19 protein-coding genes and 1 tRNA gene are annotated in these 25,750 nt (G+C 67.4%); 10 read left to right on the forward strand and 10 right to left on the reverse strand.

The window, feature by feature from the left end:
* Positions 1 to 27 precede the first annotated feature (27 nt).
* Positions 28 to 699 carry a VOC family protein gene (locus A9K58_RS04860; protein WP_065198269.1) on the forward strand — a complete coding sequence of 224 codons (672 nt, stop codon included), beginning with the start codon at positions 28 to 30 and terminating at the stop codon, positions 697 to 699.
* 1 nt (position 700) lies between these two features.
* Here the strand turns inward: A9K58_RS04860 and A9K58_RS04865 are convergent, their stop codons facing one another.
* Positions 701 to 2,074 carry a TPM domain-containing protein gene (locus tag A9K58_RS04865; RefSeq protein WP_155760434.1) on the reverse strand — a complete coding sequence of 458 codons (1,374 nt, stop codon included), beginning with the start codon at positions 2,072 to 2,074 and terminating at the stop codon, positions 701 to 703.
* A 32-nt stretch (positions 2,075 to 2,106) separates the two neighbouring features.
* Positions 2,107 to 3,945, reverse strand: coding sequence for a M3 family metallopeptidase (locus A9K58_RS04870; RefSeq protein ID WP_065198271.1), 1,839 nt, complete (start codon positions 3,943 to 3,945; stop codon positions 2,107 to 2,109).
* 192 nt (positions 3,946 to 4,137) lie between these two features.
* Here A9K58_RS04870 and A9K58_RS04875 point away from each other — a divergent pair, with 192 nt between their 5' ends.
* Complete coding sequence (locus A9K58_RS04875; RefSeq protein WP_065198272.1) at positions 4,138 to 4,764, forward strand: YiiX/YebB-like N1pC/P60 family cysteine hydrolase; 627 nt, start codon at positions 4,138 to 4,140, stop codon at positions 4,762 to 4,764.
* A gap of 54 nt (positions 4,765 to 4,818) precedes the next feature.
* Here the strand turns inward: A9K58_RS04875 and A9K58_RS19675 are convergent, their stop codons facing one another.
* The 3 genes from A9K58_RS19675 to ubiA all read right to left on the reverse strand — a co-directional run bounded on the left by A9K58_RS19675 (position 4,819) and on the right by ubiA (position 7,750).
* Positions 4,819 to 4,971 (reverse strand): hypothetical protein, encoded by a 153-nt coding sequence (locus tag A9K58_RS19675; protein ID WP_196769155.1) that lies wholly within the window; start codon positions 4,969 to 4,971, stop codon positions 4,819 to 4,821.
* A 273-nt stretch (positions 4,972 to 5,244) separates the two neighbouring features.
* Complete coding sequence (locus A9K58_RS04880; RefSeq protein WP_196769156.1) at positions 5,245 to 6,669, reverse strand: short-chain fatty acid transporter; 1,425 nt, start codon at positions 6,667 to 6,669, stop codon at positions 5,245 to 5,247.
* A gap of 187 nt (positions 6,670 to 6,856) precedes the next feature.
* Positions 6,857 to 7,750 carry a 4-hydroxybenzoate octaprenyltransferase gene (gene ubiA / locus A9K58_RS04885; protein ID WP_065198274.1) on the reverse strand — a complete coding sequence of 298 codons (894 nt, stop codon included), beginning with the start codon at positions 7,748 to 7,750 and terminating at the stop codon, positions 6,857 to 6,859.
* A gap of 149 nt (positions 7,751 to 7,899) precedes the next feature.
* On the opposite strand from ubiA, the gene A9K58_RS04890 reads away from it, so the two are divergent.
* Positions 7,900 to 7,976 (forward strand) — tRNA-Arg (locus tag A9K58_RS04890).
* Positions 7,977 to 8,113: 137 nt separating this feature from the next.
* A complete protein-coding gene (locus A9K58_RS04895; RefSeq protein WP_065198275.1) occupies positions 8,114 to 8,818 on the forward strand; it encodes a DUF433 domain-containing protein in 705 nt (234 codons plus the stop codon).
* A gap of 314 nt (positions 8,819 to 9,132) precedes the next feature.
* Here the strand turns inward: A9K58_RS04895 and A9K58_RS04900 are convergent, their stop codons facing one another.
* The 3 genes from A9K58_RS04900 to A9K58_RS04910 all read right to left on the reverse strand — a co-directional run bounded on the left by A9K58_RS04900 (position 9,133) and on the right by A9K58_RS04910 (position 17,021).
* Positions 9,133 to 10,488: a Gfo/Idh/MocA family protein gene (locus A9K58_RS04900; RefSeq protein ID WP_065198276.1), complete on the reverse strand. Its 1,356-nt coding sequence runs from the start codon at positions 10,486 to 10,488 to the stop codon at positions 9,133 to 9,135.
* Positions 10,489 to 10,552: 64 nt separating this feature from the next.
* Entirely contained in the window at positions 10,553 to 13,528 is a 2,976-nt protein-coding gene (locus tag A9K58_RS04905) for a TonB-dependent receptor domain-containing protein (RefSeq protein WP_065198277.1), read from the reverse strand.
* A gap of 133 nt (positions 13,529 to 13,661) precedes the next feature.
* Entirely contained in the window at positions 13,662 to 17,021 is a 3,360-nt protein-coding gene (locus tag A9K58_RS04910) for a TIM-barrel domain-containing protein (RefSeq protein WP_065198278.1), read from the reverse strand.
* A 321-nt stretch (positions 17,022 to 17,342) separates the two neighbouring features.
* Here A9K58_RS04910 and A9K58_RS04915 point away from each other — a divergent pair, with 321 nt between their 5' ends.
* The 6 genes from A9K58_RS04915 to A9K58_RS04940 all read left to right on the forward strand — a co-directional run bounded on the left by A9K58_RS04915 (position 17,343) and on the right by A9K58_RS04940 (position 24,673).
* Positions 17,343 to 18,497: an SIS domain-containing protein gene (locus A9K58_RS04915; protein WP_065198279.1), complete on the forward strand. Its 1,155-nt coding sequence runs from the start codon at positions 17,343 to 17,345 to the stop codon at positions 18,495 to 18,497.
* Positions 18,490 to 19,428 carry an ROK family protein gene (locus A9K58_RS04920; RefSeq protein WP_065198280.1) on the forward strand — a complete coding sequence of 313 codons (939 nt, stop codon included), beginning with the start codon at positions 18,490 to 18,492 and terminating at the stop codon, positions 19,426 to 19,428. Before A9K58_RS04915 ends, A9K58_RS04920 begins: the two co-directional genes overlap by 8 nt.
* Positions 19,429 to 19,445: 17 nt before the next feature.
* Complete coding sequence (locus A9K58_RS04925; RefSeq protein WP_065198281.1) at positions 19,446 to 20,780, forward strand: D-tagatose-bisphosphate aldolase, class II, non-catalytic subunit; 1,335 nt, start codon at positions 19,446 to 19,448, stop codon at positions 20,778 to 20,780.
* 33 nt (positions 20,781 to 20,813) lie between these two features.
* On the forward strand, positions 20,814 to 21,590 hold the full coding sequence (locus A9K58_RS04930; RefSeq protein ID WP_065198452.1) for a DeoR family transcriptional regulator: 777 nt from the start codon (positions 20,814 to 20,816) through the stop codon (positions 21,588 to 21,590).
* Entirely contained in the window at positions 21,587 to 22,702 is a 1,116-nt protein-coding gene (locus A9K58_RS04935) for an N-acetylglucosamine-6-phosphate deacetylase (RefSeq protein ID WP_065198282.1), read from the forward strand. Before A9K58_RS04930 ends, A9K58_RS04935 begins: the two co-directional genes overlap by 4 nt.
* 192 nt (positions 22,703 to 22,894) lie before the next feature.
* Positions 22,895 to 24,673, forward strand: coding sequence for an MFS transporter (locus A9K58_RS04940; RefSeq protein WP_065198283.1), 1,779 nt, complete (start codon positions 22,895 to 22,897; stop codon positions 24,671 to 24,673).
* Positions 24,674 to 24,725: 52 nt separating this feature from the next.
* On the opposite strand, the gene A9K58_RS04945 is transcribed toward A9K58_RS04940, so the two are convergent.
* Both A9K58_RS04945 and A9K58_RS04950 read right to left on the reverse strand, forming a co-directional pair.
* Positions 24,726 to 25,199: a SecDF P1 head subdomain-containing protein gene (locus A9K58_RS04945; protein WP_065198284.1), complete on the reverse strand. Its 474-nt coding sequence runs from the start codon at positions 25,197 to 25,199 to the stop codon at positions 24,726 to 24,728.
* On the reverse strand, positions 25,196 to 25,747 hold the full coding sequence (locus A9K58_RS04950) for an HdeD family acid-resistance protein (protein ID WP_065198285.1): 552 nt from the start codon (positions 25,745 to 25,747) through the stop codon (positions 25,196 to 25,198). Before A9K58_RS04950 ends, A9K58_RS04945 begins: the two co-directional genes overlap by 4 nt.
* Between the last annotated feature and the right edge of the window lie 3 nt (positions 25,748 to 25,750).

The following is a 25,750-nucleotide window of genomic DNA, read 5'->3' on the forward strand; positions in this document are numbered from 1 at the left end:
AGTAGGGGTGTCCAGGGAGGATCGATCATGCGCCTGCTGCACCTCACCCTGCCGGTGTCCGACGTCGCCGCCGTCGCCGCGTACTTCCGCGATGTGCTGCAGCAGCGCGTGGTCGCCAACCATGTCCATATCGGCTGGAGCACGATCGAGCTGCAACCGGCGGGTGACCGTCCGGTCGGCGGCGTGCACCTGGCCTTCAACGTACCGGACAACCGCTTTGCCGAGGCGATGGCGTGGCTGCGTGAGCGCACGCCGCTGCAGCGCAATCCTGAGGGGCTGGAGTACTTCGCACTGGAAAGCAGCTGGCAGTCACAGTCGGTGTACTTCACCGGCCCCGATGGCCTGATCCTGGAACTGATCGGTCGCAGGCGCTTGCCGGCCAGCGCGCGGCAGGGGGCCTTTCATGGCAACGAGCTGACCTGCCTGAGCGAGGTCGGCCTGCCCAGCCACGATGTCGATGCCGTGCGCGAACAGTCGGGGCAACGCTTCGGCCTGCAACCGATCAGCCCGCCTTCGCCGCAGTTCGCACCCATGGGCGACGATGAAGGCCTGCTGATCGTGGTCGACGCCGATCGCCGCTGGTTCCCGGAACAGAAGGACCTGCCCAATGCCCAGGGGCTGTTGCTGCGGATCGGCGACGTGGCTGGCCCGGGGGTTGTGGAGGACGCTGCGTTTGGCTGGCGGGTGCAGGCTGCCTGAACTACCAGCTCCCCGATGCGCCACCTCCGCCACTGCGGCCGCCGCCTCCGGACCAGCTGCTGGAGCTGCTCGACGACGAACTGCTCGATGACGAACTGGACGCGCTGCGTGCGCGGCGTGACGAAACCCGGCCACGTGCCCGCTCACCCGGCAGCATGGTGAACAACCACACGAAGTACAGCAGCACGCCACACACGCCGGACACGATCATTGCCAGCAACCGTGGATCGTCACCTTCGGCACCATGGATCGCCAGCAACACGCCCGCGGCATAGCCGAGGGTCAACAGCACCAGCACCGTCATGCGCACGACGAAGCTGCTGCGGTTCTTTTTCCAGCGCGTGCGGCAGGCCTGCAGCAGCAGGAACACCATCAGGGAGACAACACCCGCGGCAGCCTGCAGCAGCAGGTGCCGGGCCAGGCTCGGTGGCAGCTGGCCACGAAGCAGCGCCTGCACCAGGAAGGCCGCGCTGAGTACCAGCATGCCGAGCAGGACGATGCGCACCCCACGGCTGCGACGCCAGCACCAGCCGAGCAGGGCCGCCACCGGCACGCCCAGCGCGATTACGAAGCACAGGCCCGGCAGCAGGTAGCGGGGCAGCAGCAACGCCACGGACAGCGCGCCCGCGGCAACCACCCCTGTCAGCAGCATCGGACGCCCCCAGGCCGGCAAGGTCGGCCAGCTCGGCTTCGGCGCCGACGCATGGGCGGCCAGTGCCTTGCGCCGCTGCTCGCGACGGCTGCCGCTGAAATCCTCCTCGGTCTTCGCCGGCGGAAAGGGTGGCGGCGAGCGCCACAAGCCGGCCAGGAAGCCGGCAAGCAAGGTCAACGCTACCACCGAGTCTGCGCGCCGCCAGTCCGCAGGCAGCACGTTGCTGGCCGACGGCTCTTCCCAGGCGGGCAGGTCCTCGCCATCGATCAGCGCGACCACGACCTTCGTTCCATCCAGCAGGCCCTGGTCAAGGTCGCCCTCACGGAATCGCGGCACGATCGCCTTGTCGATGATGCGAGCGGCGTACGCGTCCGGTAGCGCACCCTCCAGGCCATAGCCGGTCTGGATGCGCACGCGCCGATCCTGCACCGCCACCAGCAACAGCACACCGTCGTCGACACCGGCGCGACCCAGCTGCCACTGGTCGAACACCCGCTGTGCGAAGGCCTCGATGCCCTCGTCGCCCACATGGTCGACCAGCAGGACCTGCAGCTGTGCACCGGTGCGTGCCTGCAGCTGGAGCGCCTGTGTGCGCAGGGTGGCGCGGGTTTCAGCGGACAGCACGTTGGCAGTGTCCACCACGGGATCGTCCAGCGCCGGGACCGGGGTCGCCGCCAGCGCCGCCATTGGCAGCAGGCACAGCAGCAACAACAGCCACGTCATGGCTGCAGTCCGCTGTCCTGCAGGCAGCATGCTCACGTACCCTTCCCTGCCTCGATGCACGCATGCAGCGCCTGCAGCTGTGCCACCATCTGGTTGAACACCTGCAGATCGGCGTCCACCAGGGCCGCCCAGTCAGGCGCGTGCCCCAGCAGTTGCGCCACCTGCTCGTTGGGCGCGCGGTCGAAGCCCTCCCCGAGCACGGCAAGATAGCGCGCACGGAACCCTTCGGGATCGCGCTGGTCCTGTACATACAGCTGCACGGCCAGCAGACCCGCAAACAGGTAGTTCACCAGATAGTTCGGGTCTTCATACATCAGGCGCTTGCCGATCCAGGTGTTGCGCAGCTGCGGGTAGCGCTCCGGTTGCTGGCCGAAGCGTGCGAGCACCCGACCGGTCAGCGCGTCCAGGTCATCGGCGGTGCCCAGCGTGCCGGCGGCAACGCCCTGGTAGATCGACCGCTCCAGCTGCGCTTCCTCGGAAGCGGTGAACAGCTGCAGCACCATGTCGTCCAGCAGCGATTTCAGGAAATAGGTCTTGGCACGCGGGTCCTGCGCCTGCTGGTACAGCTGGTCGCGGAAGCGCAGCTCATTGTAGATCGCGAACGCCTCGGTCAGCCACGGGCTGCCATTGCGCTGCAGCGGCGACGCGTGACCGCGCTGCATCCACTCGCTGTGGATGGCATGCCCGGCTTCATGCGCGATTTCGACATCGCTTTCCAGATCACCGCGACGCACGCCAACGAACAGCATTGCCGGCATCCCCGGAGCACTCACCGGGAACGCGTCCTGGCTGCGGTTACCGCGTTCGGTGGCCAGATCCATGCGCTGGTTGGCCGGATCGAGCAGCGCGCGCAGTTCGGCGACGTACGCCGGCCCCAGGTGCTGCATGGCGTCGGCGGCGTTGTCGCGCAGCTGCGCCAGCGTCAGCACCGGTGGCGTGTAGCCGGCATCGGGTACCGTGGTATCCCAGATCTGCGGCGCGTCGATACCGGATCGCGCAGCATGGCGCAGCAGCATGTCCTGGTAGGCGCGGCGGTCTCCCGCATGCTGCTCGATCGCTGCAAGCGTTGCATCCACTGCGGCGGTATCCAGACCCACGCGCTGGTAGCCCTGTGCCGGCGCCGAGCCATCGCCCTGCAGGCGCGCGGCGGCGTCATTCACCTGCACCAGCCCCAGCAGTACCGACGCCATCGGCTCACGGCGCGATTGCAGGCCTTGCCAGTAGCCCTTCCAGCCGGCCTCGCGCAGGGCGCGGTCGGGCTGCCGGGCCAGTGCCTGCCTGTCGCGCCCCGTGTCCCAGTGCCGGCCGCCGTGCTCGAGCTGCGGGTACTCGGCGCTGCGCAGGATCTGCCCACGCAGGCGCGCGAAGCTGTCCAGCGCCGGATCCGCCGGCGCCTCCACGGCCTTATCCAGCGCGGCGTTGGCCGGGGTGGCAGCCTCCTTCAATGCGCGTGCGCGCAGGAATCCATACGGCGCTGCCCACGCCGCATCTGCGGGCGCCTCGCGCAGTGCAGCACGACCGCTGCGAGCGATGCGGCTGCACAATCCCGTTATCTGGTCCAGTTCCTGTGCCGGACGATGATCACGTGCGTTGCGGGCGGCCTGCAGGTGCAGGTAGCTGTGATGGCGCAGGCACTGCGCCTCCAGCGCCTCGGCCTGGTGGAAGCGTTCCACGGGCGCGACGCCCGCAAGGTGCTGCAGGGCCTCTACCTGTTTGCCCAGCGTGCCGCGCGCTGCCTGCTCGGCGGCTGCGCTGACGAAGTAGGCGCGGTCATCGGCATGCACCGACTGTGCCTGGGCGCCGCTGAAGGGGGCTACCGCCAATACGACGACGGCGGCGGCGGTGGTGGTGCGCTTCCTGAAAGCCTGCATCGGCGTCTCCCTGCCTGAACCAGGGATCGAGCCTAGCAGCCACTGGCCCGCCGCGCCTGTGCCGGGTCGGGTTTCAGATCGACTCGTCCTCACGCTTGCAGCGCCACATGGGCTCCTCCCCAAATCCGATCCGGTCGCTCCAGGTTGCTGCGCACCCTACAATTCCGGCATTCCGCTTGTCCGAGAGTCCTCATGCATCGCCTCCTGCTCCTGATCGGCCTGCTGCTGCCCGCCCTGTGGCCGGCCATAGCGCTGGCCGTTGATGTCCAAGAGGGTGATCTGCTGTTCGTCACCGCCGGTCGCAGCGGCCTCAGTGCGGCCATCGACGATGCCACCGGCAAGCAGGGCGCACCCAGCTTCGATCACGTGGCCCTGGTCGCCGCTGCGCCAGAAGGCTGGGAGGTACTGCATGCCGACGAGAAGGGATCGCGCCGGCAGCCGTTGGCCGAGTTCCGCCAGGACGCCCGGGCCAAGCAGCGGCAGATCGTGCTTTATCGCCTGCGCGCGCCGCAGCAGGCGGCGATCAAGGATGCGGTCGCCGCTGCGCGGACGATGCTGGGCAAGCCGTACAACACCTCGTATGTGTTGAACGAGGACAGCTATTACTGCTCGGACTTCATCGAGCGTGCATTCCGTGCGCACCACGTGTTCGCACTGCAACCGATGAATTTCCGCAATCCCCAGACCGGGGAGATCGCCCAGCACTGGGTCGATCTTTACCGCAGCATGGGCATGGAAGTGCCACAGGATCAGCCCGGCACCAATCCGAACGACCTGTCGGCAGCACCGGTCCTGCATCGGATCGGCATGCTGGAATAAGCGAAGCCCCGCGCGAGGCGGGGCTTCAGGCACTACAGGAGGGGGACACCGAGCTCACTCTTCCTCGTCCTGCCCACCCTGCTGCTGGTTACGCTGGTTGCGCTGCTGCTGTTCCTGCTGCTGTTGCTGCTGCTGGTCACGACCACGTCCCTGCTGCTGATCCTGCTGGTTCTGCTGGCCCTGCTGGTTCTGGTTCTGCTGTGCCATGTCCGTTCTCCGAAAGCCACGCGCGGGATGCGGTGGACGGGCCCATCGTCTGCAGCGCCGGGTTAATCACGCGTTGGCATGCGGCTACACGAGTGTGTACGCGCGTGAATGAACGCGCAGGAGCCCTTGTGGCACAAGCCGCTGAAGGATTCATGCGGGCTCGGCATGTGCTCATGCCGTGGCCAATATTGGGCGCATTCATGGCGCTCGCCACCGGGAAGACGCGCTGAACGAGCGCTGGCTTCCCGGGTCGCGCAGGACGCCAACCTGCATTCAGGGCATCACCGGCGGCACATAGGCCAGGGTCATGCCCAGCAGCCACAGCAGGCCCAGCACCAGCGGGATGTGCACCAGCAGCTGGATGAAGGTGAAGCCGACGATGTCGCGTGCCTTCAGCCCCAGCACGCCCAGCAGCGGCAGCATCCAGAACGGATTGATCAGGTTCGGCAGCGCTTCGGCCGCGTTGTAGACCTGCACCGCCCAGCCCAGGTGCGCCTTCAGTTCGTTGGCGGCCTGCATCACGTACGGCGCCTCAATGATCCACTTGCCACCGCCGGACGGTACGAAGAAGCCCAGTACCGCTGAGTAGACGCCCATCACCAGTGCGAAGGTATCGGTGCTGGCCACGTGCACGAACAGGCTCGACAGCCGGTGCGCCAGGGTCTGCCCATCGCCGCCGGCTGCGTGGGTGAGGATCATCGCAATGCCACCATAGAGCGGGAACTGGATCAGCACGCCTGTGGTGCTCGGCACCGCCTTGGCCACCGCATTGAGGAAGCTGCGCGGGCGCCAGTGCAGCAGCAGGCCCAGCGAAATGAACAGGAAGTTGTAGGTATTGAGGTTGGCGATGGCGGTGACCACCGGCTTGCTGGCGAACTCGTTGAACAGCCAGCCGAAGGCCAGCAGCGAGAGCAGCACGGTCAGCAGCGGGCTGTACTCCAGCCATTCGCCCGGGCGCGTGCGTCGCTGCAGCGGCTCCGGCTCCGCCTGCGCGGCGCCGGGGAACTCCTCGGCGGTTCGGGCGCTGGCCGCTGCCGGCGCGGTCAGCCAGGCGATCAGCAGCGAGACCAGGATCAGCACTGCGGTCAGCGCGATCGACTGCCACAGGAAGATGGTTTCGGTGAACGGCAGCACGCCGGTGATCTCCACCAGTCCCGGCGGCATGCTGGCCGGGTTGGCCTGCAGCTGCGCGGCCGACGAACTCAATCCCATCGCCCACACGGCCCCCAGGCCGAGGTAGGCCGACGCGCCGGCAGCGCGGTAGTCCATGCGCAGTTCGGTACGACGGGCCAGCGCGCGCACCAGCAGGCCGCCGAACACCAGCGAGAAGCCCCAGCTGAGCAGCGAGGCCAGCATGCTGACCAGGCCCACGTACACCACCGCGCCACGACCGGTACGCGGGACCCGTGCCAGGAAGTCGATGAAGCGCGCGACCACCGGCGCGGTGGCCACGGCGTAGCCACCGATGACCACGAAGGCCATCTGCATGGTGAAGGGAATCAGGCTCCAGAAGCCGTCACCGAAGGCGCTGGCGGTCGCCTGCGGGGTCGAGCCGAAGCCCATCGCCGCCAATGCGACGATGACCACGCCCAGCACCGCGAACACGTACGCATCGGGGAACCATTTTTCCGCCCAGGCGGCCGAGCGCAGCGCAGCGCGCGCCATCCAGCCGTCCTGTCCTACTGCCGTCGAGGCCATCGCCTACCCTCCCAGGTTCGATGGCCCGATTCTGGGCGGTGGTGCGCGGGCTGTCAGCCACCTATTGGTCGTAGGTGGCGGGATACCCGGCGCTGCGCGCCGCCGCCCGAGCATGGGCCCGGGCGCTACGGATATCCGGTTTCGGGGTGGCCACCTGTAGAGCCGAGCCCACGCTCGGCTGCGCGGATCAACGCAGCGCCAGGTCCACGGCGATGCCGGCAAACAGCGCGGCGCCGACCCAGTTGTTGTGCAGGAACGCCCTGAAGCAGGGGCCGCGTTCGCGGTTGCGGCAGATCCAGAACTCGTACACCACCAGCGCGGTGGCCACGGCCACGCCGGCCAGGTAGCAGCCGCCCAACCCGCCGCGCACGCCGACCAGCGCCATCGTGGCCAGGAACAATGCATACAGCACGCCCTGGATGACCAGATCGAGGTCGCCGAACAGGATCGCGGTGGAGTGCGAACCCATCTTGAGGTCGTCCTCGCGGTCGACCATGGCGTACCAGGTGTCGTAGGCGGTGGACCACAGGATGTTGCCGGCATACAGCAGCCAGCCCAGCATCGGCACCTCGCCCTGCACGGCGGCGAACGCCATCGGGATGCCCCAGCCGAACGACATGCCCAGGTAGACCTGCGGCAGATGGGTGTAGCGCTTCAGGTACGGGTAGCTGGCGGCCAGGAACACGCCGATGAAGCTCAGGCCGATGGTCAGCCCGTTCATGGTCAGCACCAGGCCAAATGCCACCAGCATCAGTATGGCAAACAGGGCGAGCGCGGCGCGGCCGCTGATCGCACCGGTGGCCAGCGGACGCGCCTTGGTGCGCTCCACGTGCGGGTCGAGCCAGCGGTCGGCGTAGTCGTTGATGACGCAACCGGCCGAGCGGGTCAGCCACACGCCGGCGGTGAACACGAACAGCGTCCACAGCGGCGGCAGGCCGCCGGCAGCCAGCCACAACGCCCACCAGGTAGGCCACAGCAGCAGCAGCGTGCCGATCGGGCGATCAGCGCGCATCAGACTCCAGTAATGCCGCCAACGCGGCGTCGCCGGCGACTGCGGCGAAGTGAGGGGGGTATCAGCCATGGCGATAGGATACTCCTGCCCCTCCGGCAGGGCTTTGCCGGTGGGGGGAGATTTGTTCGGCGAAACTGGATAGAATGCCCCTCCCGCACCGCCTCATGGCGCTGCGATGCCCGCCCCGGCACCGGCCGGTGGCGCGGCGGTTCTACAACGCGCCCGTAGCTCAGCCGGATAGAGTAGTGGCTTCCGAAGCCATTGGTCGGGGGTTCGAATCCCTCCGGGCGCGCCATCTTCCTGTCGGCTACGGCCTGCCAATCACCGGGCAGATTGGCCCGCGCATGTCTCCGTTCTCAGTTTATGAGTCCCGCAGGGCGCAGAATGTGATTCCGTACTCCAGCTCCATTCGGATTGAGTAGACTCGGCGCCATGGGTATCGCCTTGCCAGCACAGGACAGCCTCGGCGTCGGTCTCTATTCCTACGCCGATGCTGCGCGCTTCATTGGCGGCAGTTCGTCGGAACTGCGCCGATGGCTGAAGGGCTACCAGGGTCGGAAGCACGGGAATCCGGAAGCCCGCCCTCCCCTGTGGAAGTCGCAATGGGCCGATTCAGAGATTGACGGCATTGGCTTTCGCGATCTGATCGAGCTGCGCTTCGTCCGCACATTCGTCGCATGTGGCGTGCCACTCAACCTGGTGCGGCGAACCATTGTCGAGCTGAACGAGCGGCTCGGTAAGGAGTACCCCTTCACCAGCACGAGCTTCAAGACCGATGGGCGCCGCATTTTCATGGAGCTCGTGGGCGACAGCGGCGATGCCGCACTGGTGGATGTGGTGAAGCGCCAGGACGTGATGCGCAAGGTCATCGCACCTTCGCTGCGTGACGGCATCGAACTGGGCATCGATGATCGTGCCGAACGATGGTTCCCACTGAAGGGATCCCGTGCGGTGGTATTTGATCCACAGCGCAGTTTTGGTCAGCCCATCCTTGCCGAATCGGGCGTTCCTACCATCGCCATTGTCGAGGCGCTGCGCGCCGAAGGTGGCGACGAGCGTCGCGTGGCCAGGCTGTATGACCTACCTCTGACTGCAGTGAAGAAAGCACTGCAGTTCGAGAATCGAGCCGCGCCTTGAAGGCGCAGATCGATGAGAATCTTCCGCCCGCGCTGGCCCGGGCCATCGACGCCATTGCAGGAATGGGCGAACACGAAGTCTTCCACGTAGGGAGTTCGTGAGACCCGGCACTACTGACCTGGAGCTTTTCGACGCGGCCATCCAGCGTGGCATCCGTGTACACGTTACCCAGGATGCTGTGCACGCAGCGTTGGGCCGGCCCCGATCGTGAACATGTGGAACAGGTACTTATGGTCCCGCGAACAGCAACGCCGCGCATGGCGCGGCGTTGCATTCAAACCAGTCGAGCATGGCTCGACTCTACAAAAGGCAGATCAGTACCTGCCATCGAACGCGAAGATCGGCTTGCGCTGCTTCCACGCGCCGGCGGTGAAGTCCGGGAACTCCAGCGTCTGGAAACCGTTGGCGATCGACTGCTCGCTCAGTGGCGTGATCGCACTCCAGGTCACCGCATCGTAGATGTCGATCGGCATCGGTGCCTTGGCCTTCAGCGCTTCAACGAAGGCGTGGATGACGAACCAGTCCATGCCGCCATGCCCTGCACTCGCGGCGGTGCCGGCGTTCTGTTTCCACAGCGGATGCTCGTATTCGTCCTGGTACTTCTTGAACTCTTCCCATTGGTGCGGCGGGCTGCGGCCTTCGATGTGGATCGAATGGTTCACGTCCATCCACAGGCCCTTGGTGCCCTGCACGCGGAAGCCCATCGAGTACGGGCGCGGCAGCGACGTGTCGTGCTGCAGCAGGATGGTCTCGCCGTTCTCGCAGGCCAGTGTGGTGGTGACGATGTCGCCCAGCTTGAACTTCACCTGGGTGCTGGGGTGGGTGGTGCCACCACTCTTGGCCACGGTGTATTCGTGCAGGCCACGCGCCTTGGTCGCGAAGGCGTTGATGTGGGTGAAGCGGTTGCCGCGGTTGATGCCGGTGTACATCGCGCATGGGCCAATGCCGTGGCTGGGATACAGCTCGCCGTTGCGCTGCACCGAATGCTCGGTGCGCCAGCGTGCTTCGCTCCAGCCCTTGGGGCCGAACTCCACGCCACTGTCGTAGGGCTGGTTCGGGTCGCCGGAATTGAACTTCACGCCGCGCAGGTCGTGCTGGTAGCCGGCCTGCAGGTGCACCAGCTCGCCGAACAGGCCCTGGCGCACCATCTGCAGCGCGGCCATCACGTCGCGGCGGTAGCAGACGTTTTCCAGCAGCATGTACGGCGTGCCGGTGCTCAGCTGGGTCTTCAGCACATCCCAGTGATCCTGCAGGGTGATGCCGGCCACCACTTCGCAGCCCACGGCCACGCCGGCCTGCATCGCGGCAATCGCCATCGGCGCGTGGTATTCCCACGGCGTGGCGATGATCACGCCATCGATGCCCTTCTGTTCCAGCAGGCGCTTCCACGCATTAGTGTCGCGGTCCTGGCCATAGGTCTTCGGTGCCGGCTTGCCGGCCTTGGCCACCATGTCCATGGCGCGGCCGAGCATGATCGGTTCGATGTCGCACAGCGCGATCACCTCGACGTCGTCGCGGCGCACGAGCTCCTTCAGCAGCACCAGGCCACGCATGCCGGTGCCGATCATGGCCAGGCGCACCTTGCGCCCGCGTGCCCATGCCGGGGTCTGTGGCAGCAGGCTGCTGGCGGCGACAGCGGCACTGGCCGCGATGAATTCCCTACGCTTCATGGCAGACATCTCTCCTCTTGGCGGCGTGCCGGCCAGGGCCGGCACGCCGGGTCACACGAACGGATTACTTGAACCGGTAGCCGATGGTCACACTGTAACCACGGCCGAAGATGGTCGCGTAGTCACTGGAGTCACCCAGGAAGCTGTTCGGATCGTAGAACGGCAGGCGGTTGAACAGGTTCTTGACGGTGAAGCTCAGGTTCCAGGCATCGTCCGGGCGCCAGGTGACACTGAGGTTGGCGGTCCACCACGACGGTGCGCCATCGCACTTGCTCTTCTCCAGCGCCAGGTAGCCGGCCGTGCAGGTCTCCTTGTTGTTGTCCAGCTCATCCACCTGGTCACGGGCCCACTTGGTGCCCCCCACGTAGTTGACGAACATGCTGGTGGTCACCTGCCTGTAGGTCCAGTCGGCATTGAGCGTGGCACGCAGGCGCGGGTTGTTGTAATAGCCCACCACGTCGCCGTAGTACCAGCCGTTTTCCTCATCCATGTAGTAGCGGTTGCGGTTGGCGATGGTGGCGGCCAAGCCGATGTTCAGCCCGCCCCAGTCACCCAGCGAGAAGCGGCTGCGTGCATCGATGTCGAAGCCGTCGACCAGTGTCTTGCCACGATTCTTGTACTGGCCGACCACGCTGGCGACGTTGCCCACGCTGTATCCAGGCAGCACGCCCGGGCAGTTCACGCCACTGGCTGGATCAGCGCACATCGCCGCCAGCTGGGCCAGGTTGGCGCGGTCGGCATCCGTGATCGGCGAGCGGGTAGAGGAGATGATGTCGGTGTCCTTGGTGAAATCCGGCGCGACGATCTCGTTGTCACGATAGATGAACCAGTAGTCGGCCGACACGGACAGCCAGCTTGCAGGTTCGTAGACGAAGCCCAAGGTTGCGATCTTCGCCTTCTCCGGCTTCAGGTCCTGGTTCGGCTGGGTCATGCGCGCAACGGTGCGGCTGCAATCGACGTTGAGCAGGCCCTTGCCCAGATCGACATCACCCGGGCGCTGCGACTTCAGCAACAGATTGGCGATGGCGTTGGTCTCGGCACACCGCACGTCATCGCGATAGCCGCCGAGCTGCGCGAACACGCCGCCGCTGCCCGACTCCGCCAGGCTGGGAGCGCGGAAGCCGGTGGAGTAGGTGCCCCGCAACATCAGCTGGTCGAAGGCCTGGTACTTGAATCCGACCTTCGGTGCGATATTGGCATTGAAGTTCGGATACTTGTCAACGCGCAATGCCGCATCCAGTTCCAGCTTTGCGGTAATCGGGGCAACGGTTTCGGCGAACAGCGCATAGGTGTTGCGTGCGCCGTCGAACCATGAGCCGCCCTGCTGGGTGATCAGGCCGGCGGCGGCATCCGGGTTGCCGGGGGTGTAGAAGGTTTCGCGGCTGGCATTGAAGCCGAACGCAGCGCGCATTTCACCCGCTGGCAACTGGAACAGCGGGCCTTCGATCTTGCCATCGAGGGTATGCAGGCGGGTCCAGGACTGGATGTCGAAGGTCGGGAACGCTTCACGGATCAGTGCCGCGTTGGCTTCGCTGATCTCACCGAACCGGTAGGCCGGATGGTCGGAGATGATCACGCGGCCGGTCCCCGGGTCGATGCTGTAGGGGCCAAAGGCCTTCTCGAAACCTTTCAGGTTCACGTTGACCGTCTGGTAGGTGGTCGAGTGGGTACCTGCGGTCGCGAAGGCCGTCTCCCAGTTCCAGTCGCCCACGCTGCCGCGCGCCCCGGTCAGTACACGGTAGCTCTTGTCCGTGTTGCGCTGGCCGAAATAGTTGGCGCCCGCGTCCTGCAGCAGGTACTGCAGGCCGACCACACCGCCCATCATTGCCTTCAGTTCGGGACTGGCGTGGTTGTACTCGTTGTTCGGCCCCAGGAACGGATACAGGAACTGATTGACCTGGGTACCGGTGTCGCGCGAGAACCAGCTGGTCGGGTTGCCGGTGGTGGTGTTGAAGGCGCGCGGGGTGCCACCGTTGGCGCGCAGGTCGATGTCGGTATAGGTCGCTTCGGCGAAGATCTCGGTGCTGTCACCGACCAGGAACGTGCCGTTGAGGTAGGCGGTGTTGCGCTCGGATTTCGCGCCGGCATCGATCTCGTTGTTCATCCAGGTTTCCCAGACGCAACGCGGACCGGCCGCTTCACTGGTCAGCACGTTCCTGCAGCCCGGCGCAGCTTCCTGCACGCGGCGGCCAGTGACCGGATCGAAGGCGAAGTAGCTGCCCGGGTTGAATTCGCCCGGCTTGCTGCCCACGCCCAGGCGCAGGTTGTTGAGGTAGTTCGGGTTGTTGACGTAGTACTGGTCCGGACGCTTGTCGTAGAAGTCGCTCAGCGGAATCGCGTCGCGGCGGTACATGTTCACCGCGCCGTAGATATTGAAGCGGTTCTCGGCCAGGTCGCCGAAACCGGCCGTGATGCTGGCCTGGCGCTCGCCGTATGAGTCGATACGCGAGGAGGTGTCATTGGTGAAGTTGATTTCCGCGCCCTGGAAGTTGCGCTTGGTGATCACGTTGATCACGCCAGCCACCGCGTCGGTGCCGTACACCGCCGAGGCGCCGTCGGTCAGCACCTCCATGCGCTCGATGGCGGCGGCCGGGATCGCGTCGATGTTGACGAACTGGGTCTGGAAGCCTGCCGGCGCGCCGTAGTACGACAGGCGGCGGCCGTTCAGCAGCACCAGCGTGCCCTGGGCACCGAGGCCACGCAGGTTGGCCTGCGAGGCACCGTCGGAACCGGTGAACAGCGAACGCGAATCCTGCTGTGCCGGGCGCGCGGCCGGCAGGTTGTCGAGAACCTGCAGCAGCGTGCGCGCGCCCATGTTCTGGATGTCCTGCTTACTGATCACCTGCACGGGCGACGCAGTTTCCACGTCGGTGCGGCGGATGTTGGAGCCGGTGACCTCGATGCGGGCCAGGTCGGTGGCGTCGCCCTTGCTCTCCTGGGCAACGGCGGGAACAGCGACCGACAGCAGCACGCCGGCGATGGCCAGCGACAGCGGAGCGATCGAAAGGCAGGGGGGGCGGTGGTGGCGTGCGGGCAACATCGGGGTTCTCTCCTGGCAGGGGTGCGGCGCAAAGAAGTGAGCGCGTGGGCGTTCAGCGGGCAAAACACTCCCGGGCCACGGCCACGGGGGCCGTAGTCGGAATGGGCGGGGGAGGAGCGGTGTTACGAGGGGGTCATGGGGCGACGATGCTGGCGGAGTCGCCCTCCTGGCCGATCAGCACGGCGTTGGCCCAATTGGCGCAGACCTGGGCGGGTTGGCTGCCCTGCGCACCCAGCGTGCGCAGGCTCAGGGTGGAAAGGCCACGGATGTCCAGCTCCGGCTTGACCACGCCGGGCGCCTTCACCAGGCCGCTGTCGTACAGCAGGCGGTTGTCGCCCCAAACCTGGAACTGCAGGCCACCGGCGCTGCGGCAGGCGTCGTCGATGCCGAGATCGGCGCGCAGCAGGCGCCAGCCACCCTGAAGGCGCAGATCGATGCGGCTGCTGGCGCCTACGCCCAGGCCACGACGGAACTGCAGGCCGTTCATGCGCATGCCCGCGTCGCCACGGAAGGACTGGTCGGTGCGCAGCTGGCTGGCCAGCGCGGCCGGCACCGGCAGCTCGGAGAGATAGCGCTGCCGGGCCGGTCGCTCCGGTTCCTGGTGTTCGAGGATGTGGAAGGTGGACAACGCGATCGGGCCGACGTCGCGCGGCTGCAGCGCATCGAACGCGCGGGCGCTGCCCTGGGCCGCAGTGACCATCGGGTCGGTGCTGGCGGCACCGTCGCCTTCCGGGTTCTGCACGCTCAGCACGCGGAAGCGCAGCAGGCGGCCGGCGTGGGCCGGGAAGCCAATGCGCTGCACGCCTTCCTTCAGCTGCAGGCGGCCACGCGCGATCGGCTCGCCCCACTCGCCGTTGCTGTCACCCAGGTACACCTCGTAATCGCGTACCTGGCCGTGCTTCCAGTTCTTGTCGTTGCGCGGCGCGATGTCGATGCCGTCGATCATCTTCCGTTCGCCGAAGCCGATGACCCATTCGTGGGCGCCGGTGCGCACGGCCTGGTTGCGCACGCTGCGGAACCAGGTGTTCGGATCGTCATCGAAGGCATTCTCCAGGGCATGGCCGGGTTCCTCGGCCGGGCGGTTGACCACCAGCAGGCTGTCGGCCGGCAGCTCGCGGCCCAGCACCGGTGCGGCCGGGTAGGCATCGTCGGCGCCCGCTGCGGCCACCGCGAAGTCCAGCTGCAGCTGCAGCGGCTGGCGGATGTCCTGGATGGCGGTGCGCACATGCAGGGTGCCGCGGCGGTCCCTGGCATCGAAGTACCAGCCTTCGCTGGCGCTGTTGAAGGCAGCGGCATCGGCCAGCGCGGGCAGCGCGCGGCCACCGGCCTGCACCGAACGCGGCGCCTGCCGGCTGAGTACGCGCAGGCCGTAGCGGCGCTGCGCCAGCTGGCCGGTGTACTGGCCCTGCACTGCATCGATCTGCACCTGCACCGGGCCACTGCCCTGCGCCGGCGCCTGCACGCGGATCTGCTGCGTGCTCGACTCACCGCGCTGGTAGCGGCGGGTGTTGCCATCGTCTTCGTACAGCGTGTACAGCGAGTCGCCCTGCGGGTACAGGTCGAAGGTCACTTCATCCAGCGGCTTCTCGCCGTCAAACAGCATCGACGGGTACATCGGCAGGATCGCACCGGCGCGCACGAACACCGGCAGCGTGGCCAGGTCCACCTGACGGTCGAGCTGGCGGCCATCGGCAGCGGCCTGCACGCGGCGGCCATCCCAGTAGTCGATCCAGCCGCCGGCCGGCAGGTGGATGTCGCGGCGCCAGCCACGGCTGGCGGCCTGGCTGCGGTACACCGGCGCGACCAGCAGGTCACGGCCGAGCAGGAACTGGTACTTGTAGGTCTCATCCTGCGCATGCGGATCGCGCGGGTGATCCCACATCAGGCCACGCACCGGCGGCGCGCCGGTCTGCGCGGCCTCGTGCACCAGCCCGTACATGTACGGGGTCAGGCGCATCTTCAATTTCAGGTAATCGCGGTTGATGCTGCGGTACGGCTCGTCGTACCACCACGGGTGCTTGCGCGCGTTCGACGACCAGCCGCTCATGCCCATCAGCACCGGGGTGAACGCCTTCCACTGCAGGTCGCGGGTGAAGGTCTCGGCACTGCCGCCGAAGATCGCGTCGACGTCGCCGCTGGCGTAGGCCATGCCGGACAGGCCCGAGCCGACCAGGGTCGGTACGTGCCAGCGGATGTAGTCCCAGCTGCTGCTCTGGTCACCGGTCCAGGCCACGGCGTAGCGCTGGATGCCGGCCCAGCCCATCACCGTCCACAGGAACGGGCGCGAATCGGAGTTGTCGAGGATGCCGTTGAACGCCTGGCGGTTGGCGTCCATCGCGAACTGGTAGCCCTTGCCGGTCCAGGCCACGTCCAGCTTCTGCACGCGGCTGCCGGCCTTGCCGACTTCCCAGGCGATCTTGTCGACGCCGTTCTCGGTCCACAGGCCGGTGCGGAAGCCGTAACCGGCCAGGCCCTTCACCGTTTCCGGCAGCTGCTTGTAGCCGCAGCCGTAGCCATCGTTGGGCAGGATCCAGCCACCGGGCATGTCGTTGGCGCGGTACTGCTTGGCCACGCTGTTGATCACATCGGGCGTGGTGCCGGTCGGGCCGTCGCTCCAGCCTTCGGGCACGGTGCCGGGCTTCCTGCTGTTGTCGCCGTCGTTGTAGCAATCGGCATCGCCGTAGGACAGCGCCCAGCGCGCGACCATGTTCGGGCGCCCGGTCAGCTGGGTGTAGCGTTCGATCAGCTTGGGCAGGCCCGCGCCGACGAAATAGTAGGCATCGAAGCGGTCTTCGCGGTGCAGCAGCGTCGCCTGGTCAGGCTCGCGCAGGTCGTAGCTGCCATTGCTCCAGGTATTGCGCAGCATGCCCCAGCCGCGGCTGCTCAGCAGCATCGGCGCCGGGCTGGGGCGGTCGCCCTCTTCCCAGCCGCCGGAATAGGACACCTCCAGTTCGCGACCCTTGAACTGGTAGCGCCCGTTCTGCTGGCCACCGCCGAAGTAGCCTTCATCGGCCTGCGAAGACAGCACCTGCACGCTCTGCGTCGCATCCAGGTCCAGCGGCTGCAGTTCCTGCCACAGCGCGGTGGGTTGGCCGTTGTCCAGACGTTCCAGGCGCAGGCGCAGCGGCTGCCGCTGCACATGCAGGACCAGTGCGTCGGTACGCACGCGGATTTCCTGCGCGTCTTCCTCCAGCTGTGCCTGCACGTTCGCCTTGGGCTGCGGCAGCACGATCGGTGCGGCCTTGTCACCGGCGCCGGTCAGTTTGCCGTTGCGGCCGGCCTGCACGCGGATGATGTCGGTGGCCGGCAGTTCGATGCGGATGCGCGCGCCGTTGTCGGTCTGCAGGTCCCAGCCCTGCACGCCGTCGCGGCTGGCGCTGGCGCTGACCGACCGAAGGTTGCCGACCGGCTCGGCCCGGGCCGTCATGGACGCCAGCATCAATGCAGGCAACAGGGCCAGCATCAGCGGCGAGCGACGAACGCAGTTTTCCACGCGGACTCCCAACCCGTTCACCGGGCGTTTCGAAAGCGATTGGGCCGACTCTAGGGCAGCGATTCGAAAGATGTCAACAAATTGAAAGGAAAAAGGAAGATATATTCTGGTTAAACGAAAGTTGGTGCGTCGCAATACTTTGTGTAACCGCTTGCAGCCCCCCGTTAAGCGTTGTGCGATACCGCATTTCGCCGGTCCTTTCGTTTTGTGGCGCCGGAACGCCGGAGAAAGGACCAGGCTCGTTTTCTTTCTTTTTACTTTCGCTATTTGACATTTCGAAAGAAAACGCAGATGGTGCGCTGGCCCAACTGGAACCTCCGAATGGACGTCACCCTGCTTTCCGATGTGTCCGCCTGGCAGCGCCGGGGCGGAGCCGATACCGCTACCGAGATCGCCCAGCAGCCTGCGCTGTGGGACACCCTCGCCGACGACCTGTCAGGTGCCCGCGACCGCCTGCAGGCCTTCCTCGGCGACAGTCTCAACGACCCCAACCAACGCGTGCTGTTCACCGGCGCCGGCAGCTCCGGCTTCATCGCCGAGATGGTGGCCGACGCGATCAATGCGCAGTGGCCGGCCGAGGTGCGCGTGGTGCACACCACCAGCCTGCTGACCCACCCGGCGCTGTACCTGCAGCGCGACCGCCCGACCCTGCTGGTCTCGTTCGGCCGCAGTGGTTCCAGCCCGGAAAGCGTGGCAGCGGTGGACCGCGTGCGCAGCGATGTGGATGACGCGCGCTTCCTTGACATCACCTGCAACGCCGATGGCGAACTGGCCCGTCGTGGCGCCGGCCGTGCCGATACCTGCACCCTGCTGATGCCGTCGGCCAGCTGCGACCGCGCTTTCGCCATGACCAGCAGCCTGACCTGCATGCTGCTGGCCGCACTGACCGTGTTCGATCATTCGCCGTGGGAGGCGCGCGTGGCGCGCCTGAAGCAGATCGCCGCGCTGGCCCGCGAAGGCCAGGCGCAGTGGGATGCACCTGTCGCCGCACTCGCGCAGCGCCCCTTCAACCGCGTAATCTACCTGGGCAGTGGCCCGCTGGAAGCCCTGGCGCGTGAGTGTGCGTTGAAGGTGCTGGAGCTGACTGCCGGCCGCGTGCTGGCCCTGGCCAACACGCCGCTGGGCTTCCGTCATGGCCCGAAGTCGACGCTGGATGGCAACACCCTGGTGGTAGTGCTGCGCAGCGCGCAGCCACTGGCCCGCCGCTACGAACAGGACCTGCTGGAAGAACTTCGCCGCGACGGCGTGGCCGGCCAGGTGCTGGCGATCGGCCCGCATTCGGACATCGGCGCCGATGACGACTACACCCTCACCGTACCGCCGCTGGAAGATCCGTGGCTGGCGCCGGTGTGGCTGGGCTTCGCGCAGCTGTTCGCGCTGCAGCGCTCGGCCACGCTGGGCCTGACCCCGGACAACCCGTTCCCGGACGGCACCGTCAACCGCGTCGTCAAGGGCGTCACCATCCACCATGGCTGAGCTGATCGCCCACGCCTGCTACGGCATCGACATCGGCGGCACCAAGATCGAGCTGGTGGCGTGCGATGCGGCGATGCAGGTCACCTGGCGCCGCCGCGTGGCCACCCCGCAAGGCGACTACGGCAGCTTCCTGCAGGCGGTGGTGGCGCTGGTGGCCGAGGCCGACGCCGCACTTGGGCGCAGCGATGCGGCCATCGGCATCGCCCTGCCCGGCGTGCGTGACCGCCGCAGCGGCCGCCAGCTCAGCGCGAATGTGCCCGCACTGACCGGCCAATGCGTGGCGCAGGATCTGCAGGCGCGCCTGCCGCGCCCGCTGCATTTCGGCAACGACCTGCAGTGCTTTGCCCTGTCTGAAGCCCATGGCGGTGCCGCCGACGGCTACGCCAGCATGTTCGGTGCCATCCTCGGCACCGGCGCCGGTGGCGGTTTCTGCCTGCACGGCCGGCTGCTGTCCGGCTTCAATGGCCTGGCCGGCGAATGGGGCCACTGGAGCGTTCCCGGCCACCTGCTGCAGCGCCACGGCCTGCCGCTGCTGGACTGCGGCTGCGGCCTGCAGGGCTGCGTGGAGCGCTATGTCTCCGGCAGCGGTGTGGCCATGGTCGAACGTCACCTCGGTGGCAGCGCCGCCGATGCCAGCGCGGTGATTGCCCTGGCCGAGGCCGGCGATGCCCGCGCGCGCAAAGCGCTGGACATCCATCGCGACCTGCTCGGCCACAGCCTGGCCGCACTGGTGTTGGCGCTGGACCCGCACGTGATCGTGCTCGGCGGCGGCCTCTCGCAGTACGCGCCGCTGTACCAGCAGCTGCCGGCCGCCATCGCCACCCATCTGTTCAATGGCGTGCAGGTCCCCCCGATCGTGCCGCCACGGTTCGGCGATGCCGGTGGCGCACGTGGCGCTGCCCTGCTCGCCTGCCAGCCCTCGTTTTCCTGATTGACCGGAGCGTGACCATGTCCCCGTTGCAGACCCTGCTTGCTTCCCACCGCGCCGGCGCCAACGTCGGCCTGTACAGCGTCTGCTGCAGCAACGAGCAGGTGCTGCGCGCGGCCATGCACGTGGCGCTGGCGCATGGCACCGTGCTGCTGGTCGAGGCCACCTCCAACCAGGTCGACCAGTTCGGTGGCTACACCGGCATGACCCCGCCGCAGTACCGCGATTACGTGGGCGCGCTGGCCGATGAGGAAGGCTTCCCGCGCGAGCGGCTGGTCCTGGGCGGCGACCACCTTGGCCCGAATGCCTGGCAGAAGCGCCCGGCCGTCGAAGCGATGGCCCACGCGCGCGTGCTGATCGAAGCCTACGTCGCCGCCGGTTTCCACAAGATCCACCTCGATTGCAGCATGTCCTGCGCCGACGATCCGGTGCCGCTGCCCGATGCCATCGTCGCCGCACGCTCGGCCGAGCTGGCCGAGATCGCCGAGCGCACCGCCGCCGAACACGGCCTGCCGCCGCCGGTCTACGTGATCGGCACCGAAGTGCCGATCCCCGGTGGCGAAGCTTCCCTCGCCGACGGCCTGCAGGTGACCACGCCAGCCGCCGCCGCGCAGACCCTGGCCATCCATCGGCAGGCGTTCGATACGCCACAGCTGCGCGATGCGTGGCAGCGTGTGATCGCGATGGTGGTGCAGCCGGGCGTGGACTTCGACCACAGCAGCGTGCACGAATACGACGCGGCCGCCGCCCACGAACTGGCCGACTTCCTCGAGCAGCAGCCGCGCATCGTGTTCGAAGCGCATTCGACCGACTACCAGCGCGAAAGCGGCCTGCATGCGCTGGTGCGCGACCACTTCGCCATCCTCAAGGTCGGCCCGGCGGCTACCTTCGCCTATCGCGAAGCGTTGTTCGCGCTGGCGGCGATCGAAGCCGAACTGCTGCCGGCAGCGCAGTGCTCGCGCCTGCCGCAGGTGCTGGATGAGGTGATGGTGGCGCAGCCGAAGTACTGGCAGGCCTACTACCAGGGCGATGAGGCGGCACTGCGCCTGCTGCGCAGCTATTCCTTCAGCGACCGCTGCCGTTACTACTGGGGTGAGCCGGCGCTGGTGCAGGCGGTGCAGACCCTGTTCGCCAACCTGGAACAGTACGCGCCGCCGCTGGTGCTGCTCAGCCAGTACCTTCCGGAGCAGTACCGCGCGGTGCGCGAAGGCACCCTGGCCAACACCCCCACCGCACTGGTGCAGCACCGGATCGGCCTGTGCCTGGGCGAGTACGCCCGCGCCTGCAGCGCCAACCAGGCCGGAGCCCGCAGGCAGAACGCAAGTTCGGCTGCCGGCGTTCCTGCGAACGGCTAATCTCTACCTTTCCCTGCGAAACCGAGAATGGCCATGCGCAACACCCGCTCCCGCCGGCAACAGATCCTGCAGCTGCTGATCGAGCACGGCTCGGTGCAGGTCGCCGATCTGGTCGAGCGCTTCGGCGTATCGGCGGTGACGATCCGTGCCGACCTGACCCACTTCGAGTCGCAGGGCCTGGCCACCCGCACCCACGGCGGCGCCACCCTGGTGCGCACGCCGCCGCAGGAACAGGACATCCACGAGAAGGACGCACTGAACCTGCCGCTGAAGGAGTCGATCGGTGCGCGCTCCGCGCGGCTGGTGCGGCCGGGCGATAACATCATCATCGACTCGGGCTCGACGACGATGACCCTGGCCCGCCACCTGCGCGCCCATCGCGACGTGACGGTAATGACCAACGGCCTGAACATCGCCTGGGAACTGGCCAACGCGCCGGGCATCACCGTGCTGCTCACCGGTGGCCTGCTGCGCCAGCAGTCGCTCTCGCTGCAGGGCAGCCAGGCCGAAGCGAGCCTGAACTCCTACAGCTTCGATACCCTGTTCCTGGGCGTGGATGGCCTGGACCTGCAGTTTGGCCTGACCACCCACGATGAGGCCGAAGCCCGGCTCAACCACCGCATGGTCGAGCGCGCACGCCGCGTCGTGGTGCTGACCGACGCCTCCAAGTTCGGCCGCGTCAGCCTGCACCGCATCGCTCGCCTGGACCAGATCCACGCCATCATCACCGACGCCGGCATCGACGATGCGACCTGCGAGGGACTGCAGCGACTTGGCATCGAAGTGATCATCGCCGAGCCCGCCGCATGACCGACACCCGTTCCCTGCAAGGCCGCGTCCTTACCCCGCTGGGTTGGCGGCGCGGGCTCGTCCACTTCGATTCGCACGTGCGCCAGTTGCAGGTGGACGACCACAGCGGCGGCGATGACCCGCAGCTGCCGGTGATCCTGCCCGGCTTCATCGACCTGCATGTGCATGGCGCGGCCGGCGTGGACCTGATGCAGGGCGGCGACGTGGCACGCACCATCGCCCGCACGCATCTGCGCTTTGGGACCACCACGCTGCTGGCAACCACCATGACCGCCGGCCTGGACGAGATCGAGCATGCGCTGCGTGGCGTGGCCGCGGCGATGGACGCGCCCGATGCCGAGGCCGCCTGCATTGCCGGCGTGCACCTGGAAGGTCCGTTCATCAGCCCGCAGCGCCTGGGCGCGCAACCCAACCGCACGATCGAGGCCACGCTGGCGCTGGTGCAGCAGCTGCATGCGCTGGCGCCGATCCGGGTCATGACACTGGCGCCGGAGATCGGTGAGCACACCGCACTGATTCCCGCGCTTTCAGCGATGGGCATCCGCGTGCAGCTCGGCCACAGCGCCGGCACCTACGATGAAGGCGTGGCCGCACTGCGGGCCGGCGCGTCCGGCTTCACCCACCTGTTCAACGGCATGACCGGCGTCGATCACTATCGCCCGGGCATCGCGGCGGCGGCACTGGCACATGCGCAGTACGCCGAGATCATTCCCGACCTGCAGCACATCCACCCCGGCGTGATCCGGCTGGCCGCGCGCGCGATTCCGCGCCTGTACGCGGTGACCGACGCGACCGCCGCTACCGGCATGCCCGATGGCGAGTACGCCCTGGGCGAGCAGCGCGTGCACAAGTGTGGCGGTTGCGTGCGCCTGGCCACCGGTTCGCTGGCGGGCAGCGCGCTGACCATGGACCAGGCGCTGCGCAACCTGGTGCGCGTGGGCCTGGAGCTGGCCGACGCATCGCAGCGCGTGTCCACCTTCCCGGCCGACTACCTGGGCCTGGGCGATCGCGGCCGCATCGCGCCCGACGCCCGTGCCGACCTGGTGGTACTGGACGCCGAACTGCGCCTGCTGCAGGTGGTCATCGGTGGGCGCCTGGTCGATCTGACCTGACGCAAGCGATGCGGCCCGGATGCCGCGCGGGCTCCCTGTAGAGCCGAGCCATGCTCGGCTCACCGCGCGAAGCGCGGCATGGGGAACCTCGATATCGGAACGGAAAGCAGCCGAGCATGGCTCGGCTCTACAGAATGCACTCTGCGACGAACCGCCGCCGGGCCTGGCCCGGCGCTACCACAGGAACTGCCGATGACTGCAAGCACCGCCCCGCGCTGGCCCGTACGCTACCTGCTCTTCATCGGCGGCCTCGGTGGCCTGCTGTACGGCATCGACATCGGCATCATCGCCGGCGCCCTGCCTTATCTTGAAGCGACCGCCAGCCACGCTTGGCAGCTCAGCAGCCAGCAGCTCGGCTTCGTGGTGGCGGCAGTACTGCTGGGCAGCGTGCTGTCCTCGCTGTTCGCCGGCATGGTCGCCGACCTGATCGGCCGCCGCGGTGCGATGCTGCTGGCCGGCGTGCTGTTCACCGCCTCGATTCCGGTCATGGCACTGGCTTCCGGCTACACGCCACTGCTGCTGGGTCGCCTGCTGCAGGGCATCAGTGGCGGCCTGATCGGCGTCGTGATTCCGCTGTACCTGGCCGAAGTGCTCAGCCCCGAACGACGGGGGCGCGGCGCGGCCATGTTCCAGCTGCTGCTGACCGTTGGCCTGGTGCTGGCTGCCCTGATCGGCCTGTACCACGCGCATGCGGTGGATGCCGCCGCCGAAGCCGTGCGTTCGCTGCCGGTTGCGCAGCAGGCACAGGAACTGTTCACGGTGAAGGACCATGCCTGGCGCACCATCTTCTGGAGCTGCCTGGCGCCGGGCGTGCTGTTCTGCGCTGGCATTTTCTGGCTGTCCGAATCGCCGCGCTGGCTGGTGCGTCGCGGCCGCGTGGACGACGCGCGCCGCAGCCTGCAACGGGTGCTGCCTGCGACGCAGGTGGAAACCACGCTTGCGCAGATCCAGGCGCCGGAGTCGAGCGGCAGCGACGGCAGGCGCGACCCACTACTCAGCCGCCGCTACGTGGTGCCGTTCGTGCTCGCCTGCGTGGTGCTGGCCTGCACCCAGGCCACCGGCATCAACTCGGTGCTGGCCTACGCGGTGAACATCCTCAACCAGGCCGGCCTGTCCGGCTCGGTGGCCAACGGTGCCGACGTGGCGATCAAGCTGCTCAACGCGGTGATGACCGTGGTCGCGCTGCTGCTGGTCGACCGCAAGGGCCGCAAGTTCCTGCTGATGCTCGGCAGCGGCGGCATCTGCGTGGCCCTGCTGGCCGCTGCCACGTTGTTCTTCCAGGCCGAGCGCGGCCGTGCCGACGTGCAGCCGCAGCTGCAGGCGGCAGTCAGCGGTGACAACCTGCAGCTGGTGATGGATGAGGCGCAGTGGCAGCGCCTGGGCGGTGGCATCGACAGCGAAGGCCGGTCGATGCAGCTGACGGTGTCGTACGCTTACGGCGACTTCACCAATGTGCGTACCCTGCGCAGCGACAACCTGACCGACCGCGAGCTGCGCATCGAGCGCGCCGGGACCGTGCAGCCGGACAGCGTGATCGGTGCGTTCTTCCGTAGACTCCATCTGAACCCGTTCGCCGATCCGGCCGGTGCCGCACAGGCACCGCTGCGCATCGAACAGGCCCGCATTGGTCCGGTACCGCCGCCCGCGCACGGCTGGGCAGTAGCCGCCTGCATCCTGGTGTTCGTCGCCTTCTTCGCAGTCGGCCCCGGCGTGTGCGTGTGGCTGGCGCTATCGGAGCTGATGCCCAACCGCATCCGCTCCAATGGCATGAGCATCGCGCTGCTGATCAACCAGTTCGTGTCCACCACCATTGCCGCCCTCTTCCTGCCCACCGTGGGCCACCACGGCTACGCCAGCATGTTCCTGTTCTGGGCCGCGTGTACCTTCGTATTCTTCCTGGTGGCCGCATTCTGGTTGCCGGAGACCAAGGGCAGGTCCCTGGAAGAGATCGAGGCGCGGTTCGCCCGGTAGCGGTCGAGCGTGGTCGCCCTTCGCACGTCGCACGGGATTGTTGGGGCGCCCGTCATTGGCCCGTGATGTGCCTGGCCATCTCCTGCGCCTCGGCAATGCTCGGAAGCCCGCTCAGCATCATCGATTCACCAAACGGGCCTTTCACCGTCGCCACCATCAGCACGCGGCCATCCACGCTGATCGCCGCTCGCTGGCCCACCAGTGCTTCCGTGCCATCGTGGATGCGCTGGTGCGCTTCGGGCCGATAGCGGATCTGCAGGCCAGGCTGCTTGTCCTGGTCCAGCACGTAGCGCACATCGGCAATGTCGGCGCTGCCGGCAATCGGCGGCTCGCGCAGGGCCAGGGTTTCACCCTGCCACTGCACCGGCGTGCCCTTGCCGGCTGCGTCCACCGCGCTCAGGCGCACATCCACGCCCGGACGCGGCGGATGATCCTTGCCACCTGTCAGCGCATCGGGCAGGCCGCCCGGCGCGCATCCGGTCAGTGTCACTACCGCCCCCAGCAACAGCGAAAGCACCGTCCTCATTTCAGCTTCCGCAGCTTGAACGCCACCAGCACCTGCAGCAGCCCGTAGAGCAGGCTGCCGATGCCGATCCACAGCGTGGTCACCGCCACGCCTGCATACGGGTTGGCCGCGAACAGCAGGCCCAGCACCACTGCCAGCACGCCACTGAGAATCAGCAGCCACTCGCCCTGGATCTGCTTGCGCACGCGGATCGCGAACACGATTCGATAGATGCCGGCCACCAGCAGCCACGCCGCCAGGAACAGCACCAGCACGCTGGCGGTGGCCATCGGGTTGATCACCGCCAGGATGCCGAAGCCCAGCGAAGCGATGGCATACAACGCCAGCCAGCCACGCGAGGCACCACTGCCCCCACTGACCAGCGCGAACAGGCTGATGACGCCTTCGATGATGGCCATCACGCCCAGCGTCCAGGCCAATGCCATCGCCGCCGAGAGCGGCCAGCCAATGGCGATGATGCCGAAGCCGAGAGCGACCAGGCCATACAGCAGAAGGATCCACCAGCTACGGCCAACCGCCGACAGCAGGGGAGACAGGGGGGAATGCATGGC

It is taken from the genome of Stenotrophomonas maltophilia, assembly GCF_001676385.1.
In the GTDB taxonomy this organism is placed as follows: domain Bacteria; phylum Pseudomonadota; class Gammaproteobacteria; order Xanthomonadales; family Xanthomonadaceae; genus Stenotrophomonas; species Stenotrophomonas maltophilia_J.

Excerpts from the sequence above, each read along its gene's own strand:
- A9K58_RS04860 (WP_065198269.1), top strand. The coding sequence starts at position 28 with ATGCGCCTGCTGCACCTCACCCTGCCGGTGTCCGACGTCGCCGCCGTC.
- A9K58_RS04865 (WP_155760434.1), bottom strand. The coding sequence starts at position 2,074 with ATGACGTGGCTGTTGTTGCTGCTGTGCCTGCTGCCAATGGCGGCGCTG.
- A9K58_RS04870 (WP_065198271.1), bottom strand. The coding sequence starts at position 3,945 with ATGCAGGCTTTCAGGAAGCGCACCACCACCGCCGCCGCCGTCGTCGTA.
- A9K58_RS04875 (WP_065198272.1), top strand. The coding sequence starts at position 4,138 with ATGCATCGCCTCCTGCTCCTGATCGGCCTGCTGCTGCCCGCCCTGTGG.
- A9K58_RS19675 (WP_196769155.1), bottom strand. The coding sequence starts at position 4,971 with ATGGCACAGCAGAACCAGAACCAGCAGGGCCAGCAGAACCAGCAGGAT.
- A9K58_RS04880 (WP_196769156.1), bottom strand. The coding sequence starts at position 6,669 with ATGGCCTCGACGGCAGTAGGACAGGACGGCTGGATGGCGCGCGCTGCG.
- ubiA (WP_065198274.1), bottom strand. The coding sequence starts at position 7,750 with ATGGCTGATACCCCCCTCACTTCGCCGCAGTCGCCGGCGACGCCGCGT.
- A9K58_RS04895 (WP_065198275.1), top strand. The coding sequence starts at position 8,114 with ATGGGTATCGCCTTGCCAGCACAGGACAGCCTCGGCGTCGGTCTCTAT.
- A9K58_RS04900 (WP_065198276.1), bottom strand. The coding sequence starts at position 10,488 with ATGAAGCGTAGGGAATTCATCGCGGCCAGTGCCGCTGTCGCCGCCAGC.
- A9K58_RS04905 (WP_065198277.1), bottom strand. The coding sequence starts at position 13,528 with ATGTTGCCCGCACGCCACCACCGCCCCCCCTGCCTTTCGATCGCTCCG.
- A9K58_RS04915 (WP_065198279.1), top strand. The coding sequence starts at position 17,343 with ATGGACGTCACCCTGCTTTCCGATGTGTCCGCCTGGCAGCGCCGGGGC.
- A9K58_RS04920 (WP_065198280.1), top strand. The coding sequence starts at position 18,490 with ATGGCTGAGCTGATCGCCCACGCCTGCTACGGCATCGACATCGGCGGC.
- A9K58_RS04925 (WP_065198281.1), top strand. The coding sequence starts at position 19,446 with ATGTCCCCGTTGCAGACCCTGCTTGCTTCCCACCGCGCCGGCGCCAAC.
- A9K58_RS04930 (WP_065198452.1), top strand. The coding sequence starts at position 20,814 with ATGCGCAACACCCGCTCCCGCCGGCAACAGATCCTGCAGCTGCTGATC.
- A9K58_RS04935 (WP_065198282.1), top strand. The coding sequence starts at position 21,587 with ATGACCGACACCCGTTCCCTGCAAGGCCGCGTCCTTACCCCGCTGGGT.
- A9K58_RS04940 (WP_065198283.1), top strand. The coding sequence starts at position 22,895 with ATGACTGCAAGCACCGCCCCGCGCTGGCCCGTACGCTACCTGCTCTTC.
- A9K58_RS04945 (WP_065198284.1), bottom strand. The coding sequence starts at position 25,199 with ATGAGGACGGTGCTTTCGCTGTTGCTGGGGGCGGTAGTGACACTGACC.
- A9K58_RS04950 (WP_065198285.1), bottom strand. The coding sequence starts at position 25,747 with ATGCATTCCCCCCTGTCTCCCCTGCTGTCGGCGGTTGGCCGTAGCTGG.